This is a genomic window from Stenotrophomonas sp. GD04054 (assembly GCF_029836955.1).
GTDB classification, from domain to species: Bacteria; Pseudomonadota; Gammaproteobacteria; order Xanthomonadales; family Xanthomonadaceae; genus Stenotrophomonas; species Stenotrophomonas maltophilia_A.
In genome coordinates, this window is sequence record NZ_JAOECR010000077.1 from 1 (window position 1) to 15,496 (window position 15,496).

The window sequence follows — 15,496 nt, forward strand, 5'->3', positions numbered from 1 at the left end:
GGGGCGATGTGGGCTGGCAGGACCGTTGGCGCCATGGATGGCGCCATCGAGCCCCCATGGGTGAGGGCGCTTTGCTTGCGAAGCACTGCTTCGCAAGCGCCCGAACGCCCAGCCGCCAGCGGCTGGGCCGGACCCCGGAGGGGGGTTTACGGCGTGTCCTGCCAGCCCACACCGCCCCGCCAAACCAACAGAAAACCCGAGCCGCTTTGGCTTTGGCCGTTGCTTTGGCTTCAAGCAGGTGCAGGGCGCAGCCCTGCCGCCCCACCCTCCCCTGCGCACGAAAACGATTTCACTGATTTCAGCAAACCGTCACGCCTTCGCCACGCCAGTACCATATTGCGGAGCAGCATGCGCCCGCGGGCGACCCATGCTAAAAAACGCCCGCCCATCGCTTAGATCGATCCAAGAACGACACTGCGATGGCCGGGAGTTGGGGGAGCAGCAACAGGACGTACCAGGCCACGCGCACGGTGCTACTGCCACTGCATGGCAATAGCGACAATGTCACTTCAAATTAGATCGATTCAAGTTGTCCGTGCCACGTCACCGGATCAATCCAGGAGAGAGGGAGAGATGGGAATGAAGCATTCAACACGTACGCATGGCCAGGACGCACTGGCGCTGGCCATCGCGCTGGCCTTGGCCGCCGCCGTCATTCCGGCTGGCGCCGCCGCGCAGCAGGCCGCTTCCACCGGCTCGCAGGAAGCCACCAACCTGGACAGCGTCCAGGTCACCGGCTACCGCTACGCCATTGAAAAGAGCCTTGAGCAGAAGCGCGACGCCAACGCCGTGGTCGAAGTGATCACTGCCGAAGACGTCGGCAAGTTCCCCGACAAGAACGTGGCCGACGCACTGCAGCGCGTGCCCGGCGTGGTAATCACCCGCAGTGGCGGCGAAGGCAAGAGCGTCAGCGTGCGTGGCCTGGCACCCGACCTGACCCTGACCCAGTTGAACGGCAACTACGTGGCCACGTCGGAAACCAACGACGAAGCCACCCGTTCGTTCAACTACACCCTGCTGCCGTCGAACATGCTGTCCAGCGCCGAGCTGTTCAAGTCGCCGGAAGCACGCATCGATGAAGGCGGCATCGGCGGCACGGTCATCCTGCACACCCGTCGCCCGCTGGACATGGAATCCAACTCGGGCTTCGTCACGCTCGAGGGCACCTCCTCCGATACCCACCACGATATCGACCCGCAGGCGTCGGCCCTGTATTCGTGGCACAGCAAGGACGAGCGTTTCGGCGTGCTGATCGGCGTGACGCAGCAGAAGCGCACCACCCGCACCATGGAAGCCAGCACCGAGGACTACCAGTGGTATGGCGCCGGCAAGGCGCGCGATGCCTATGGCAACGTGCAGGCGCAGGATGGCATCCACTACTGGTGGGGCAAGTCCGGCTTCAACAACCAGACCGGGGGCAACTACAGCGACTTCTTCATGCCGACGTCGGTCAACTTCGCGGTGAAGGAAGAGAAGCGCGAACGCAAGGGCGGCCAGCTGACCTTCCAGTTCAAGCCGGTCGACAACGTTACGATGACGGCCAACTACTTCCGCTTCGAGCTGCAGGGTGACTACACCCAGAACATGCTGAAGATTCCGGAATGGAGCATGGCCCGCTTCAACGGCGATGGAAACTGGGCCGGCGGCCGCCTGCTCAACGGCCTGGATTTCGATCCCAGCGGCAACACCGTTACCGGCGCCCAGTTCGAAAAGCTGGCTGGAAAGACCTACTACTGCAGCGAAGACCAGGCCAAGGCCGCTGGCCTCAAGCCTGGCGGCTGGGGCCCGGACGACTGCACGGTTCCGACGCCGCAGCTGACAGGTGGCTACAGCAAGGAAAAGGCACTCTCGCAGACCGCTGACCTGACCATCGACTGGGACATCAGCCCGCTGTGGAAGGCCTCGTTCACCGGTGGCCGCACCTGGTCCGAAGGTGGTCCGTCGATGAACTTCCGGATGTCGGCCAAGCCGCGCCGCAAGGTCGGCAACGATTACCTGTCGGGCAACCTGTACAGCGCCTGGGACCTGACCGGTACGCCGTCGGCCACCTTCTCGCCCGACCTGCAGCAGCAGCTGATGAACGGCATCGCCGAAGTCGACACCGGCTCGACCGATTCGTCGTGGAAGCGCACGGAGGTCAAGCAGAACTACTTCCAGGCCGACGTCACCAAGCTGTTCGAGTCCGGCTGGCTGGACTCGATCCAGTTCGGCGCCAAGTACCGTGACGGCAAGGTCCATCGCAATACCGGCAACACCTACTGGGTGTGCCCGGGCCGCGACCCGGCCGACTATGACAACAGCCGCTACCAGAGTGGCTGCGATCCGACTGCGGGCGACGCGCAGCCGGGCTTCTTCCTGTCCAATCCGATCAACAACATCGCGGGCGGCTTCAATGCCAACGTGTTCCCGGGCATCAACTACCCGGCCTACATCGATTACCTGAACAAGACCTACGGTGGTTCGCACAACCGCACCGAGGAAGACTTCGTCTACAACGTCAACGAGAAGATCTACTCGGGCTACTTCCAGGCCAACTTCCGCACCGAACGCGTGCGCGGCAATGTAGGCGTGCGCGTGGTGCGCACCAAGCAGTTCGCGCAGTCCTCCGACTCGATCGAGAAGTTCAACGACTACTTCCTGGACAACGCGTCCGGCGCACCGATGGCGTGCACCGATCCGGCCGCTGCGGCCTACCCGACCTACAGCTGCGAGAGCGGCTTTGTGCGCCTGCCGCACGATCTGGCGCAGAGCAAGACCTACAGCCTGATCGGCGTGGATCGCACCTACACTGACGTACTGCCGAGTTTCAATATCGCCTGGGACATCACCGACACGCTGGTGCTGCGTGGTGCCGCATCGAAGGTGATCGCCCGCCCTGGCTACACCGACATCGCAGCACCGGGCGCACTGAGCTACTACAGCGAGGAGTACGTCAATGATCGCCGCGTTGCCGGTGGCGCATCGACCGCAGGCTGGGTCGGCCAGGGCAGCAACAAGCAACTGGAACCGTTCAAGGCCACCCAGTTCGACCTGGGCCTGGAGTGGTACTTCCAGCCGGGCGCGGTCGCCGGCGTCGGCCTGTTCCGCAAGAACGTGGACAACTTCACCCTGCCGGTGGTGCGCGACACGCCGATGGTCATCAACGGTGAAGCGGTGAACGTGCAGCGCTACGAGACCCAGGCCAATGGCCGCGATGGTGTCTCGCAAGGCGTCGAGCTGTATGGCCAGTACACGTTCGATTTCGGCTTCGGCGTGCAGGCCAACTACACCTACAACGACACCAACCTGGCCTCCATTGTTCTGGACGGTCAGGAAATCGGCTCCTCGCCACTGGTCGGCAGCGCCAAGAACCAGGCCAATGTCACGGTGTTCTACGAGAACGATAAGTTCCTCGCGCGCGCCTCGTTCAACCGTCGCGGCCAGGTGGTCGGTGGGCTCAACAATGGCCTCACCGTCTACACCGAGCCGTATGACCAGCTGGATCTGAACGTGGCCTACAACCTGACCCCGGACTGGACCCTGACCGCCTCGGTGATCAATGCCACCAAGTCCGAGCAGCGCGTGCACCTGGGAAGCGACACCAAGGCACGCCTGATCTCCAATACCTACGCAGGCCGCCAGCTGTACTTCGGCGCTACCTGGAAGTTCTAAGGCAACACCGGGTTGCCCGGGCCCGCCCCGGTGCAACCCACGCCCCGCCCTGGCGGGGGCGTTCCTCCACGGCAGCCACGCTGGTACAGGTGGCTGCCGTTTTCATTGGTGCTTTGTCTTCGGTTCAGCCCTGCGCTTGACCCTGCCAATGTTGGAAGGTGCACACTGGCGCCACCCCAAGAGCACCGAAGGAGCTACAGATGGAATTCCACGTGGAAGGCATGACCTGCGGCGGCTGCGCACGCAGCGTGACCAAGGCGATCGAGCTGGTCGATCCGCAGGCCAGCGTGCAGGCAGATCCGGCCAGCCGTCGCGTGCAGGTGCAGACCTCGGCCAGCGAAGCGCAGATCGTGGCGGCACTGACCGATGCAGGCTTCCCGCCGCGCACGGCCTGATCCCCTAGCCTGCGCCTGCAACGAAAAACCCGCCCGGTGCAGCTGCACCGGGCGGGTTTTTCATGTATGCAACGCCAGGTCAGTGCTTGTGCGTGCGGCGCCGTACTGCACCAGTCTTCGCGGTCTCCGGCGGTGCCAGGGTCTCTTCGTCTTCGCCCAGCCGCTGCAGGATCGGGCATTCCGGGCGCTCATCGCCCGCACAGCAGCTGATCAACGACTTCAGCGTGTCGGCCATCTGCCGCATGCTTTCGATACGCTGCTCCAGGTCGGCGATGTGCTGTTCGGCAAGTTGCTTGACGTCGGCACTGTGCCGCGAGGTGTCGTTCCACAGGCCGAGCAGATCGGTGATCTCGGCCACCTGGAAGCCAAGATCGCGCGCCCGCCGAATGAAGCGCAGGCGGTGGATGTCCGCCTGCGAATATGCCCGGTAGCCGGACTCGGTGCGATCGGCCGCAGGAATAAGGCCGATCTGTTCGTAGTAGCGGATCATCTTCGCCGAAACGCTGGAGGCCTTGGCGGCTTCACCGATGTTCATGCGGTTCTCCTTCAGTGGCTCGCGGCGGGGGTATCCGCCATCGGCGCCTGGAAGCGGCGCAGGCGCAGCGCGTTGCCCAGCACGAACACGCTGGACAGCGCCATCGCACCGGCGGCGAACACCGGCGACAGCAGCAGGCCCCAGACCGGGTACAGCACGCCGGCAGCCACCGGAATCAGCGCGGTGTTGTAGGCGAAGGCCCAGAACAGGTTCTGCCGGATGTTGCCCAGCGTCGCCTTCGACAGCGCGATGGCATTCGGCACACCCTGCAGGTTGCCCGACATCAGCACCACATCGGCCGACTCCACCGCGATATCGGTGCCGGTGCCGATGGCCAGGCCGACATCGGCCTCGGCCAGCGCCGGCGCATCGTTGATGCCGTCACCAACGAAGGCGACATGGCCGTGCGTGGCCTTCAAGCGACGCACCGCTTCGACCTTGCCTTCCGGCAGCACCTCGGCCACTACCTCATCGATACCCAGCTGGCGTGCGATCGCCTGCGCGGTGCCGGCATTGTCACCGGTGATCATCGCCACCTTCAGGCCAAGCTGGTGCAGCGCCGCGATCGCGGCCGGCGTGCTCGGCTTGATCGGATCGGATACTGCGATGATCGCTGCCAGGCGTCCATCGATGGCCGCGTACAACGGCGACTTCCCCTGCGCGCCGAGTTCGGCCGCCAGCGCTGCAAACGCGGTGATATCCACGCCAAGATCGCGCATGAAACGATCGGCGCCGACCTCCACACGCGCACCCTCCACGCTGGCGCGTACGCCCATGCCGGTGACCGACTCGAAATCAATCATCGACGGCAGCGCGAGGCCCTGCTCGGTGGCTGCATCGACAATGGCGCGGGCGATCGGATGCTCCGAACGTGATTCCACGGTGGCGACGGCGGCCAGCACTGTGGCGCGATCAAAGCCGTCGGCGATCTCCAGGTCTGTCAGGCGCGGGCGGCCTTCGGTCAGCGTGCCGGTCTTGTCCACCGCCACCACCTGCGCGTCCTTCAGCAACTGCAGTGCTTCACCCTTGCGGAACAGCACGCCCATTTCGGCGCCACGGCCGGTACCGACCATGATCGACGTCGGCGTAGCCAGACCCATTGCACACGGGCAGGCGATGATCAGTACCGCCACCGCATTGACCAGCGCGAAGCTCAGCGCCGGCGATGGGCCGAAGATCAACCAGACCGCGAAGGTCGCCAGTGCGGCCAGCATCACCGCCGGCACGAACCACAGGGTGACCTTGTCGACCACCGCCTGGATCGGCAGCTTCGAGCCCTGTGCCTGTTCGACCATGCGGATGATCTGCGCCAGCATGGTCTGCGCGCCCACCGCCGTGGCACGCACGGTCAATGCACCTTTCTGGTTGACCGTGCCGCCGACCACGCTGCTGCCCGGCTGCTTCTCGACCGGAATCGGTTCGCCACTGATCATCGACTCGTCGATGTAGCTGCGCCCCTCGATCACCTCGCCATCGACCGGCACGCGCTCGCCCGGGCGCACTTCCACCACATCGCCGCTCAGAACCTCGTTGACCGGAATCTCGATCGTACGGCCGTCACGGATCACATGCGCGACCTTGGCCTGCAGGTTGACCAGGCGCTTGATCGCCTCGGAGGTACGGCCCTTCGCGCGCGCCTCAAGGAAGCGGCCAAGCAGGATCAGCGCGACGATCACCGCCGCTGCTTCGTAGTAGACGTTCACCGTGCCCGGCGGCAGCAACCGCGGTGCAAAGGTCGCCACCACCGAGTAACCGAACGCTGCGGCGGTACCCACCGCCACCAGCGAGTTCATGTCCGGTGCCAGCCGCAGCAGTGCCGGGAAACCCTTCTGGTAGAAACGGCGGCCGGGAATGGCCAGCACCAGCAGGGTCAGTACGAACTGCAGGTACCAGCTGGCCTGCATGCCGAGGGTGGCCATCACCCATTCGTGCATGCCGGGAATCAGGTGCGACCCCATTTCCAGCACGAACACCGGAAGTGCAAGTGCGGTGGCCACGATCAGGTCGCGTTTCAGTTCGGCGCGCTCGGCATCCTTCTTTTCCGCCGCTTCGTCATCGGACTGAACGCCCGCTTCGATGGCATGGGCGGCATAACCGACCTTGTCGATGGCCGCTACCAGCGCATCCACAGCGGCCACGCCGCGCACCGTGGCGCGTTCGGTGGCCAGGTTGACGCTGGCCTGGCTGACGCCCGGTACCGCCAGCAGCGCGCGCTCGACGCGACCGACGCAGGAGGCACAGGTCATGCCTTCCACTGCCAGCTCGATGGTGCCGGCCGGCACGTCATAGCCCACCCGCTCCACCGCCTGGATCAGCGCGGCGCGATCGACCGGACCGGACGGGCGGATATCCGCGCGCTCGGTGGCCAGATTGACCGAAACACTGCCGACGCCCTCGACCTTGGACAGCGCCGCTTCGACACGGCCGACGCAGCTGGCGCAGGTCATGCCCTCGATGGGCAGGCTGATGGTGGACGGGCTTTCGGGGACTGCAGTGGCGCGGGGCGTGCTCATGATCGGATTCCCGGGGTTCCTTCTGGATGCGGACAGGCTAAACCTTGCCATCGTGGGAAGGTCAAATCCAGCCACCCCGGGGTTCATGAAGGGGTTCATCCACGCATGGCGTGGATCTACCGGGCGGACGGGGGCGCCTTGCGGATCAAGGCCCGACGCCCCCGCCGTCCACCTCAGAAGGTGAACACGTATTCCAGCGCGAACTCGCGGCCAACCGCGCCGAGCAGGCGGGTCGGAGCGAAATCGTAGTCCAGCTTGTACGGGTCCTTGTGGTTCCAGCTGGCCGAGTTGAACGCGTTGTTGACGTAGACATTGACCTTGGCGTGCTCGGTCACCTGGTAGCCCACGTTGAAGTTCCAGGTGATGAACGGCCCGACCCGCCCGTAGTAGCGCGCCGTCTGCTGGCCGGCATTGGGATTCGGATTCGGCGAGCCGTCCGGACGCGTGGCCGGCTCCAGGCAGTTGAGCGACGGGCTGTCGCTGGGCACGTAACCATCGGCGAACGGCAGGCAGCCGCCAGGATTGTTCAGGCGATCGGTGCCCCAGTGGTAGCGCACGCCCGGCACCGAACCGATGCGATCGGCATAGACATTGGCATTCCAGTTGCCACGCTGCCAGGCAAGGCTCGCGCGCAGCTTGCTGCGCAGGTCGCGGTCACGACGCTCCGGGTTCGGATCGTTGGCGTAGCGCTGCTCCTTGGTCGAGATCTGGTTGGTGTAGTTCAGGCCGAGCTGGAAGCTGCCCCACTGCGCGGTTTCCAGGCGATAGCGCGCGGTCAGGTCGATGCCGCGCACTTCGCGGCTGGCCAGGTTGAACGGGCCGCGCTCGATCGATACCAGGCGGCCGTTGCTGTCACGGTTCACGCGGGCCAGGATGCCGGCGCAATACTCGCCACCGGCCGGATTGGCCCACGGCGTACCGTCCATGTTCTTGCCGGTCAGGCAGCCCGCTTCGCTGGCCAGCACCTCGTCGGCGCCAACGTCGACGATCATGTCTTCCAGCTTGATTGCCCAGTAGTCGGCACTGACCGACAGATTGGGCATCACGTCCCAGACGAAACCGACCGTCCACGAATCACCGGTCTCCGAGCGCAGCAGCGGCGTGCCACGCCGGTTCACGTCGAACGTGTACCAGACATCGGTATTGCCCACGCCACAGTTGTTGACCAGGTACGCGCCGCTCTGGATGCAACGCAGGCGGTCATAGGTCTGCACTTCGGAGCTGCTGGGCTGGCCCAGCAGGTAGTGCATGTCCGGCGCATGGAAGCTGGTGGCATAGGAGCCACGCACCAGCAGCGACTCCACCGGGCGCCATTCCAGGCCGACATTCCAGGTGGTCTCCTTCTGGCTGCCGATGTCCAGCGCTTCGCCGCTGTTGTCAGCCTTGTAGCTGCCATAGCGGTCATAGCGCGCGGCCGCAGTGGCGGTCACGCTTTCCAGCAGCGGGATCTTGAACTCGACGCCGGCCGAATAGCGGGTACGCTCGCCGCCACCGCGATCGACGTTCTGCAGGTCGAAGTCGATGCCGGCGCGCGGATCCGGACTGAGGTGATAGCCCTGCTGCGCGACTTCGGCCACCGCCGCGAACGAGATCGGGCCGGCCCAGCCCTGGAACAGCTCGCCGGTGATGTCCGCCGAAGCCTGATTGACCCATGAGGACGCACGGTTCTTCGCCACGGTGCCCATCTGCCAGTACTGATCCGGCGTCAGCGGGTTCCACCAGCGCGATTCGTTCAACGCATAGATCGCCTCGCCGTCGGCGGTAGTGCCCAGCTTCGGGCCGAGGAAGTAGTCGTACGACTTCTGCTTGTCGACCACGTTCTGCCGTTCTTCCACGCGGTAATAGGAACGCCCCACCGTGGCGCTCCAGTCGAAGCGATCGGCCAGGCGACCACGCAGGCCCGCACTCCAGTCCCAGGACAGTTCGCGGTTGGTGTTGCGCAGCGTATCCAGGCCGCCCACCTCGTTCGGGGTGAACTGGCGCACGCCGAGGATCGGACGGTTGCGGTTGGCATCCCAGTAGTAGCCGTTGTCATCGTCGATCAGCGACACGCCGGGCGGATTGGTGCCCCAGATCGCTTCGGAGCGGTACACCGCCAGGTTGGTCCAGGCCTGCAGGTCATTGCTGAAATCGAAGGTGGCATACAGGTTGCCGGACACGTTCTCGGCACCGCCGGTGAGCAGCCAGTTGGCGTAGTCGGCGCTCATGCCGCACAGGCGGCCGGTGTTGGTGATGGTGTTGGCGGCGTAGTTGTAGACCAGGCGATCGGCGGTGTAGTACTCGCCATCGAACTTCTCGCAGGTGCCGGTGGGCGGCGCCAGGCGCTGGCCGGTGGTCGGATCGATCAGCGCCAGGCCGGCGGTGGGACGGAAGCCGACCTTGCGTTGTTCCATGTTCCAGGACGGGTACGGCGCATCATCGGCATCGTCCATCTGCGGACGGTCACGTCCGAACAGCGGATCGCGCTTGGTGTACTGCAGCGCGTAGGTCACGCTCCAGTTGTCGCCGGTCTTGCCGCCAGCCCAGGACAGATCCCAGGTATCGCGGCCGCCTTCGGTGGAGGTACCACCGCGCACGCGTACTTCGTCGCCGTCATAGTTGGTCTTCAGGATGACGTTGACCACGCCGGCGATCGCATCCGAGCCATAGATGGCCGAGGCGCCACCGGTCAGTACTTCGATGCGCTCCACCGCGGCAGCGGGAATGTTGCCGTAGTTGGAGAAGTTGGTTTCGCCACCGTAGGGCAGCGGGTAGTCGGCCACGCGGCGGCCGTTGACCAGCAGCAGCGAGCGGTTCGGGCCCATCCCGCGCAGGTTCAGGCCGCTGGCATTGGGCGTGTGCGATCCCCACTGCGAGGCCGCTTCAACGGTGCCGGTGGCTTCAGTGAGCGTCTTCAACGCGTCGTAAACGCTGACGAAGCCTTCCTTCTGGATCTGTGCGGCGGTGATCACGTTGACCGGCGCTGGGCCCTCAACGCTGGCGCGCTTGATGCGCGAACCGGTGACGGTGACCGCGTCGAGATCCTTGGTGGACGAACTGGCGGCCTCCTGCGCGCTGGCCGCCAGGGGCAACAGGGCCAGGACCAAGGCCTGGGACAGCAGGTGACGACGCTTGCGGACGATCTGAGCCATGGGTGGTTGCTCTTCGAAAGTGTGGACGCACGGACGGGTGGTGGCGCGGCACTACGGCTGATCCGGGCACCTGGATCGGTTCAAGACCGTCCCGACACCCTCCCCTGTGGATCGATCCAAACTAAAGCACAGCTGAACCACGCCCGGCATGCGGCGACGCAGCAACGCTTGGCGTAATGCCGTTAACGGCTGCAGGTATCCAAAACAATCAACGGGTTGCGAAACATCGCTGAGAAGACGGCGCACACGTCAATGACACGATCGCGACAATCGTGCGCGGAACTATTTTGTCCGTGGCGGGCCGGCGTACGGGGTCGGATCCCCTCACGGAAGGGCTCTGACCCGACTGCATCCAGATGGGGTCAGAGCCCTTCTGCGAAGGGATCCGACCCCGGGACTTGCGATCAGGCGTCCAGCGCCTGCCGCAGCGCGGCTACGGTGGCGGTCGCGGTCTGGCTCCAGTCCGGGTCCAGCCCTCGCAAAGCCGGGTTCTGGAACTGCATCGCCGAGCGGCGCAGGCCCTTGGCCGAGGCGTGCAGTTCGGTGCAGCCGGTCTGCCTTGCCACGGTAGCGATGTTGCCCGGTGCCAATCCGGCACCAGCCATCACCGTAATGCGGCCTGCTGCCTGGGTAACGAGGCCTGCCAGCACATCGGCACCGGCCTCCGCACTGACCTGGCCGCCCGAGGTCAGCACGCGCTGGCAGCCCAGCCCGATCACCTGCTCCAGCGCGGCGGGCAGATCGCGGGCGGCATCGAAGGCGCGATGGAAGGTCACCTGCAACGGCCCGGCAGCCTGCACCAGCTCGCGGCACAGCGCCACGTCGATCCCGCCCTGTACATCCAGCGCGCCGATCACCACGCCATCGCAGCCCAGCGCGCGGCACTGCGCGATGTCACGCAGCATCAGTTCGGTTTCCAGCGCGTCGTAGTGGAAGTCGCCCGGGCGGGGCCGCACCAGCACGAACAGCGGAATCGACAGGCGTTCGCGGGCCATCGCGATGCTGGCGAAGGACGGTGTGGTGCCGCCTTCGGCCAGGTTGTCGAACAGCTCGATGCGGTCGGCACCGCCGGCCTGCGCGGCCAGCGCCGATGCCAGCGAATTGCTGGCGATCTCCAGGGTCAGCCGCGTGCTCACGCCTGGGTGCTCGTGTAGATCGACGGCGAATCACGCAAATCGTCCTGGCGCTGCGCATCGCACACGGCATAGACGAAACCACGATGCAACGCGTAAGCGCCCACCTCACCCTGCTTGTTCATGGCCAGGAAGCAGACCTGCAGTGTCTTGCTCGCTTCAGGGCGCTTGCGCACCACGCGGTCGATCGCTTCGCGGCAGGCCTGCGCCGGCGAGCGCCCCTGGCGCATCAGCTCGACCACCAGGAACGAGGCGGCGTTGCGGATCATCTCTTCACCCACGCCCGAAGCAGTGGCCGCACCCACGTCGTTGTCGACGTACAGGCCGGCACCGATGATCGGACTGTCGCCAACGCGACCGTGCAGTTTCCAGGCCATGCCGCTGGTGGTGCAGGCACCGGCCAGATGGCCATTGGCATCCAGTGCCAGCATGCCGATGGTGTCGTGGTTGTCGCTGTTGCCGGGAATACCGCGGCGCTCGGCATTGATCTGCGGCTGGTACTTCTCGGTCTTCAGCCACTCGCGCCAGGCCGCTTCGGCCTGCGGCGTCAGCAGGTGCTTGCGCTCGAAACCCTGCTGCACCGCGAACTGCTGCGCGCCCTCGCCCACCAGCAGCACGTGCGGGCTGTTCTCCATCACTTTGCGCGCCACCGACACCGGATGCAGGATGTCGACCAGCGCCGCCACCGCACCACAACGGCCATCGCCATCCATGATGCTCGCATCCAGGCTCAGCACGCCGTCGCGATCCGGGTTGCCGCAATGGCCGACGGTGGGGTTGCACAGCTCGCTCTCGGCCCAGCGTGCGCCTGCTTCCACCGCATCCAGCGCGCTGCCGCCCTGCGCCAGCACCTTCCACGCCGCCTGGTTGGCCGGCACGCCGAAGTCCCAGGTCGAAACCACCCTGGCACCACCCTGCGTGCGCGCCTGCACGCCCGGCAATGCCGCCATGCCTGCGGCCAGTGCACCGGCCTGCAGGAACTGCCTGCGATCCACCATCTTCCCCTCCCAGTCTGCAATGCATGGCCGGCCCGATGCCGGCCCTGCCGATCAGTCGTGCGTGGGTTGCCGCGCTGCGTGCCAGACCGCTGCACCGAGCACACCCAGCTGGCCGTGCTCCACCCGCCACACCGGTACCTGGCGCAGCACTTCGGTCAGCACACCCTTGTTGAGGAATCGCTCACGGAAGCGGCCATCGGCCAGGAAATCCTGCACATGCGCGGAAATGCCCCCGGCCAGGTACACCGAACGCGCGCCGACGGCGATCGCCGCGTCGCCGGCCAGGCTGCCCAGCCAGGCACAGAAGACCTGCAGCGTTTCCACCGCCAGTGCATCCTCGCCGCTGCGCGCCGCGCCGATCAGCGCCTCGGTACTGGTCCACACCGGGGTGACACCGCGCAGTTCGCACAGGCACGGATACAGGTTCATCAGGCCGCTGCCGGACAGCACTCGCTCGTTGTCCACGTGCGCCCAGCGCTGCAGCAACTTGCCCAGCACCTCCAGTTCCAGCGCGTTGCCGGCGCCGAGCGCGGCATGGCCGATCTCGCTGGCCAGCACCGGGCGCTCGCCATCGGCGAAACGCAGCGCGGCACCCAGGCCGGTACCGGCACCCAGCACCAGTGCCGGGAACGCCTGCGCCGGATCGGCGTCGCCGTTCAGTGGCACCAGGGTTTCCGGCTGCAGGTACGGGATGGCCAGCGCCACCGCTTCGAAATCATTGATCAGCTGCAGTTCGCGCAGGCCGGACTGTTCGCGCGTGGTCGACAGCGAGACTGTCCACGGCAGGTTCGAGTTGATCAGCACATCGCCATCGAGCAGGCCGGCGATGGCGACCACCGCGGTCTGCACCGGCTGGCCAAGGCATGCGGTGAAATCGGCCAGGATCGCGGCCAGGCTGGGATGCTCGGCGCAGGCATAGGTGCGATGGCTGCCCAGCCGCGGCGCCTGACCGGGTTGGGTCTCAGCCAAGGCCAGGCGGGCGAAGGTGCCGCCGACATCGGCAACGACCAGATGGCGCGGACGACCGCCGCGGGCGGAGTCGGAGGAAACCGGGGACGCTGCTGCGATGGTCACGCTGGCCTGCTTGGATCGATTGAATCGCCCCGATTCTCAGGCATCGGGGCGGCTTTGCCTAGCGCGCCGATGGTTCAGGTTGGCCTACATGCCTTCCTGTTCGGCCACCTGCACGCCATCCACCAGCACGCGCAGGCGCTGGGGGCGGAAGCCGGCGAACAACAGCGGCCGGGTGCGCTCGACCAGTACTTCGTGGCCGGCGATGTGACGCAGCCACGACTGTACCAGCGAGAACGAGAAGTGGGTGCCCGGATGCAGCGGGTGCTGCACCCAGACCTTCTCGGTGGCGCTCTGCAGCAGCATCGCGCCGGTGAACCAGTGGCGGCTGAGGGTCACCGGCGTGGTGCCGGCCATGAAGCGGATATCCATGCGGGGTCCTTTCGCTGGAGCGCTGGTGCGCGGTGTCAGGGCTGGGCAGTCTGCAGGCTGTAGCTGGTGGTGGCGGTGAACACTGCACCATCAGGCTGGGTGGAGCGTACTTCGACCTTGTGGCTGCCTGTTGCCAGGTCGGTCGGCAGCGCGCCCCGCCACAGGTGCGGCGACGCAGTGGCCTCCGGCGAACGGTCGTAGCCGCGCAGGCTGTTGGCCAGATCATCGGCCACGTTCTCCACCATCAGGCGCGGATCGGGCTGGCTGACCTGCTTCATCGGCTGCCAGGCGCCGCCATCGACGCGGTACTCGACCACGCTGGCGTCCTCACCCATGTAGACGTTGGCGTAGACACCCCACGCCGGATAGGCGCCCTGGCGCAGCACCTTGGGTGCATGCAGGCCGATCTGCTCGCTGGCCGGCTGGCCGGCCACGCGGTACTGCAGCTTGTAGCTGCCGTTGCCGGCCACGTCGAGCAGCGCATAACCCTTCGGTGTGCCATCGCTCATGGTGCTGTCCGGCACGCCGGCGGCATTCTTCACGCCCGACCAGAACGCACCGCAGTTGGCACCGACGTTGTATTCGTGCAGCGGCTTGTCGCCGTTCCAGCCCTCGGCCTTGCCGTGGTAGACGTGCTGCTGGGTGTGACTGTGGCCGCTGAGCACCAGCACGTTGCGGAAGTCCTTCAGCAGATCGAACAGGCGCTGGCGGTCGGCGTGACGGAAAGTCTCGCGCCCCGGCGCCGCGTCGAACAGCGGGATGTGCATGCCCAGCACCAGCAGGCGGTCCTTGTGCAGGCCCTTCAGGTAGCTGGCGAGGAAAGCGAACTGGTCTTCGCGCAGGCCGCCGATGTACTTCGGCTTCGCCTTGGGGTCGTACACCACGTCGTCCAGGAACACGAAGCTGGCGCCGCCCTCTTCCACCGCGTAGGTGTCCGGGCCGTAGATGTTGCGCCAGCTGTCCAGCGAGTGTTCGTCGCTGGCCGCATCGAAGTCGAGATCGTGGTTGCCCGGCACGTGGAACCACGGCACACCGAGCTCGGTGGTGACCTTGTTGATCGCCGGGTACAGGGTCAGGTCATCGTTGACGATGTCGCCCAGGGTGGTGCCTATGCGCGCCCTGGTCTGGCCGACCAGCGGCGCCACGATCGACTGCTGGTAGTAGCCGATGTCCTTCAGGCTGGCGGTCTGCGAATCGGTGAACACCAGCATCTGGAAACCACGGCGGCTGTCATGGCGATCCGACTGCAGGGCGAAATCCCAGTTGCGGGTGACGTCGCTGGTCGCGGCGATGCCACCGTACTTCAGTGCCGGTGAACCGTTCGGGCGGTAGTGGCGCCAGAACGAAGGCAGGCCATCGGCCGCCTTCGGGAACGAATACGCATCGGGCTTGATCACGAACACGGTCTGGCCGTCGCGCACTGGCAGGCTGTAGCTGCCGTCGGCCGCGGTCTTGACGATGGCCTCGCCGTTGGAGACCTGCACCCCGGCCAGGCCCGGATCGGTCGCACCGCGCCCGGATTTGCCGTCGCGCTCCAGGTAGACCTTGCCGCTGACCACGGTGTCCGCGGCCCAGGCCGGCGAGGTCAGCAACAGGCAGCACAGCCAGGCGGCAGGCAGTTTCATGGGCGGTCCGGGAAAGAAAGACCGCCTATTGTAGATTCCGTTGATGACATCGCGCACGCTGTGGCGCATTGC

The 15,496-nt window shown here is 65.9% G+C and carries 10 protein-coding genes; 2 read left to right on the plus strand and 8 right to left on the minus strand.

Annotated elements, in window-relative coordinates; translation table 11 throughout:
• Positions 1 to 573 precede the first annotated feature (573 nt).
• Together N7573_RS21235 and N7573_RS21240 are read left to right on the plus strand one after the other, a co-directional pair.
• Positions 574 to 3,651 (plus strand): TonB-dependent receptor, encoded by a 3,078-nt coding sequence (locus N7573_RS21235; protein ID WP_279912694.1) that lies wholly within the window; start codon positions 574 to 576, stop codon positions 3,649 to 3,651.
• A gap of 200 nt (positions 3,652 to 3,851) precedes the next feature.
• Positions 3,852 to 4,046 carry a heavy-metal-associated domain-containing protein gene (locus tag N7573_RS21240; RefSeq protein ID WP_021204511.1) on the plus strand — a complete coding sequence of 65 codons (195 nt, stop codon included), beginning with the start codon at positions 3,852 to 3,854 and terminating at the stop codon, positions 4,044 to 4,046.
• Between the two features lie 79 nt (positions 4,047 to 4,125).
• Here the strand turns inward: N7573_RS21240 and cueR are convergent, their stop codons facing one another.
• The 8 genes from cueR to N7573_RS21280 form a co-directional block, all read right to left on the minus strand.
• Positions 4,126 to 4,581 (minus strand): Cu(I)-responsive transcriptional regulator, encoded by a 456-nt coding sequence (cueR, locus tag N7573_RS21245; RefSeq protein ID WP_125892811.1) that lies wholly within the window; start codon positions 4,579 to 4,581, stop codon positions 4,126 to 4,128.
• Positions 4,582 to 4,592: 11 nt separating this feature from the next.
• Positions 4,593 to 7,094, minus strand: coding sequence for a heavy metal translocating P-type ATPase (locus tag N7573_RS21250; protein WP_279912695.1), 2,502 nt, complete (start codon positions 7,092 to 7,094; stop codon positions 4,593 to 4,595).
• A 173-nt stretch (positions 7,095 to 7,267) separates the two neighbouring features.
• A complete protein-coding gene (locus tag N7573_RS21255; RefSeq protein WP_279912696.1) occupies positions 7,268 to 10,225 on the minus strand; it encodes a TonB-dependent receptor in 2,958 nt (985 codons plus the stop codon).
• Between the two features lie 404 nt (positions 10,226 to 10,629).
• Positions 10,630 to 11,361, minus strand: a complete 732-nt coding sequence (locus N7573_RS21260) for a copper homeostasis protein CutC (protein ID WP_279912697.1) — start codon at positions 11,359 to 11,361, stop codon at positions 10,630 to 10,632.
• Entirely contained in the window at positions 11,358 to 12,356 is a 999-nt protein-coding gene (locus N7573_RS21265) for a N(4)-(beta-N-acetylglucosaminyl)-L-asparaginase (RefSeq protein ID WP_279912698.1), read from the minus strand. Before N7573_RS21265 ends, N7573_RS21260 begins: the two co-directional genes overlap by 4 nt.
• Positions 12,357 to 12,407: 51 nt before the next feature.
• Positions 12,408 to 13,430 (minus strand): glucokinase, encoded by a 1,023-nt coding sequence (locus N7573_RS21270; protein WP_279912700.1) that lies wholly within the window; start codon positions 13,428 to 13,430, stop codon positions 12,408 to 12,410.
• An 84-nt stretch (positions 13,431 to 13,514) separates the two neighbouring features.
• Positions 13,515 to 13,799: a hypothetical protein gene (locus tag N7573_RS21275; RefSeq protein WP_005409434.1), complete on the minus strand. Its 285-nt coding sequence runs from the start codon at positions 13,797 to 13,799 to the stop codon at positions 13,515 to 13,517.
• Positions 13,800 to 13,834: 35 nt separating this feature from the next.
• Positions 13,835 to 15,424, minus strand: coding sequence for a calcineurin-like phosphoesterase family protein (locus N7573_RS21280; protein WP_279912701.1), 1,590 nt, complete (start codon positions 15,422 to 15,424; stop codon positions 13,835 to 13,837).
• Between the last annotated feature and the right edge of the window lie 72 nt (positions 15,425 to 15,496).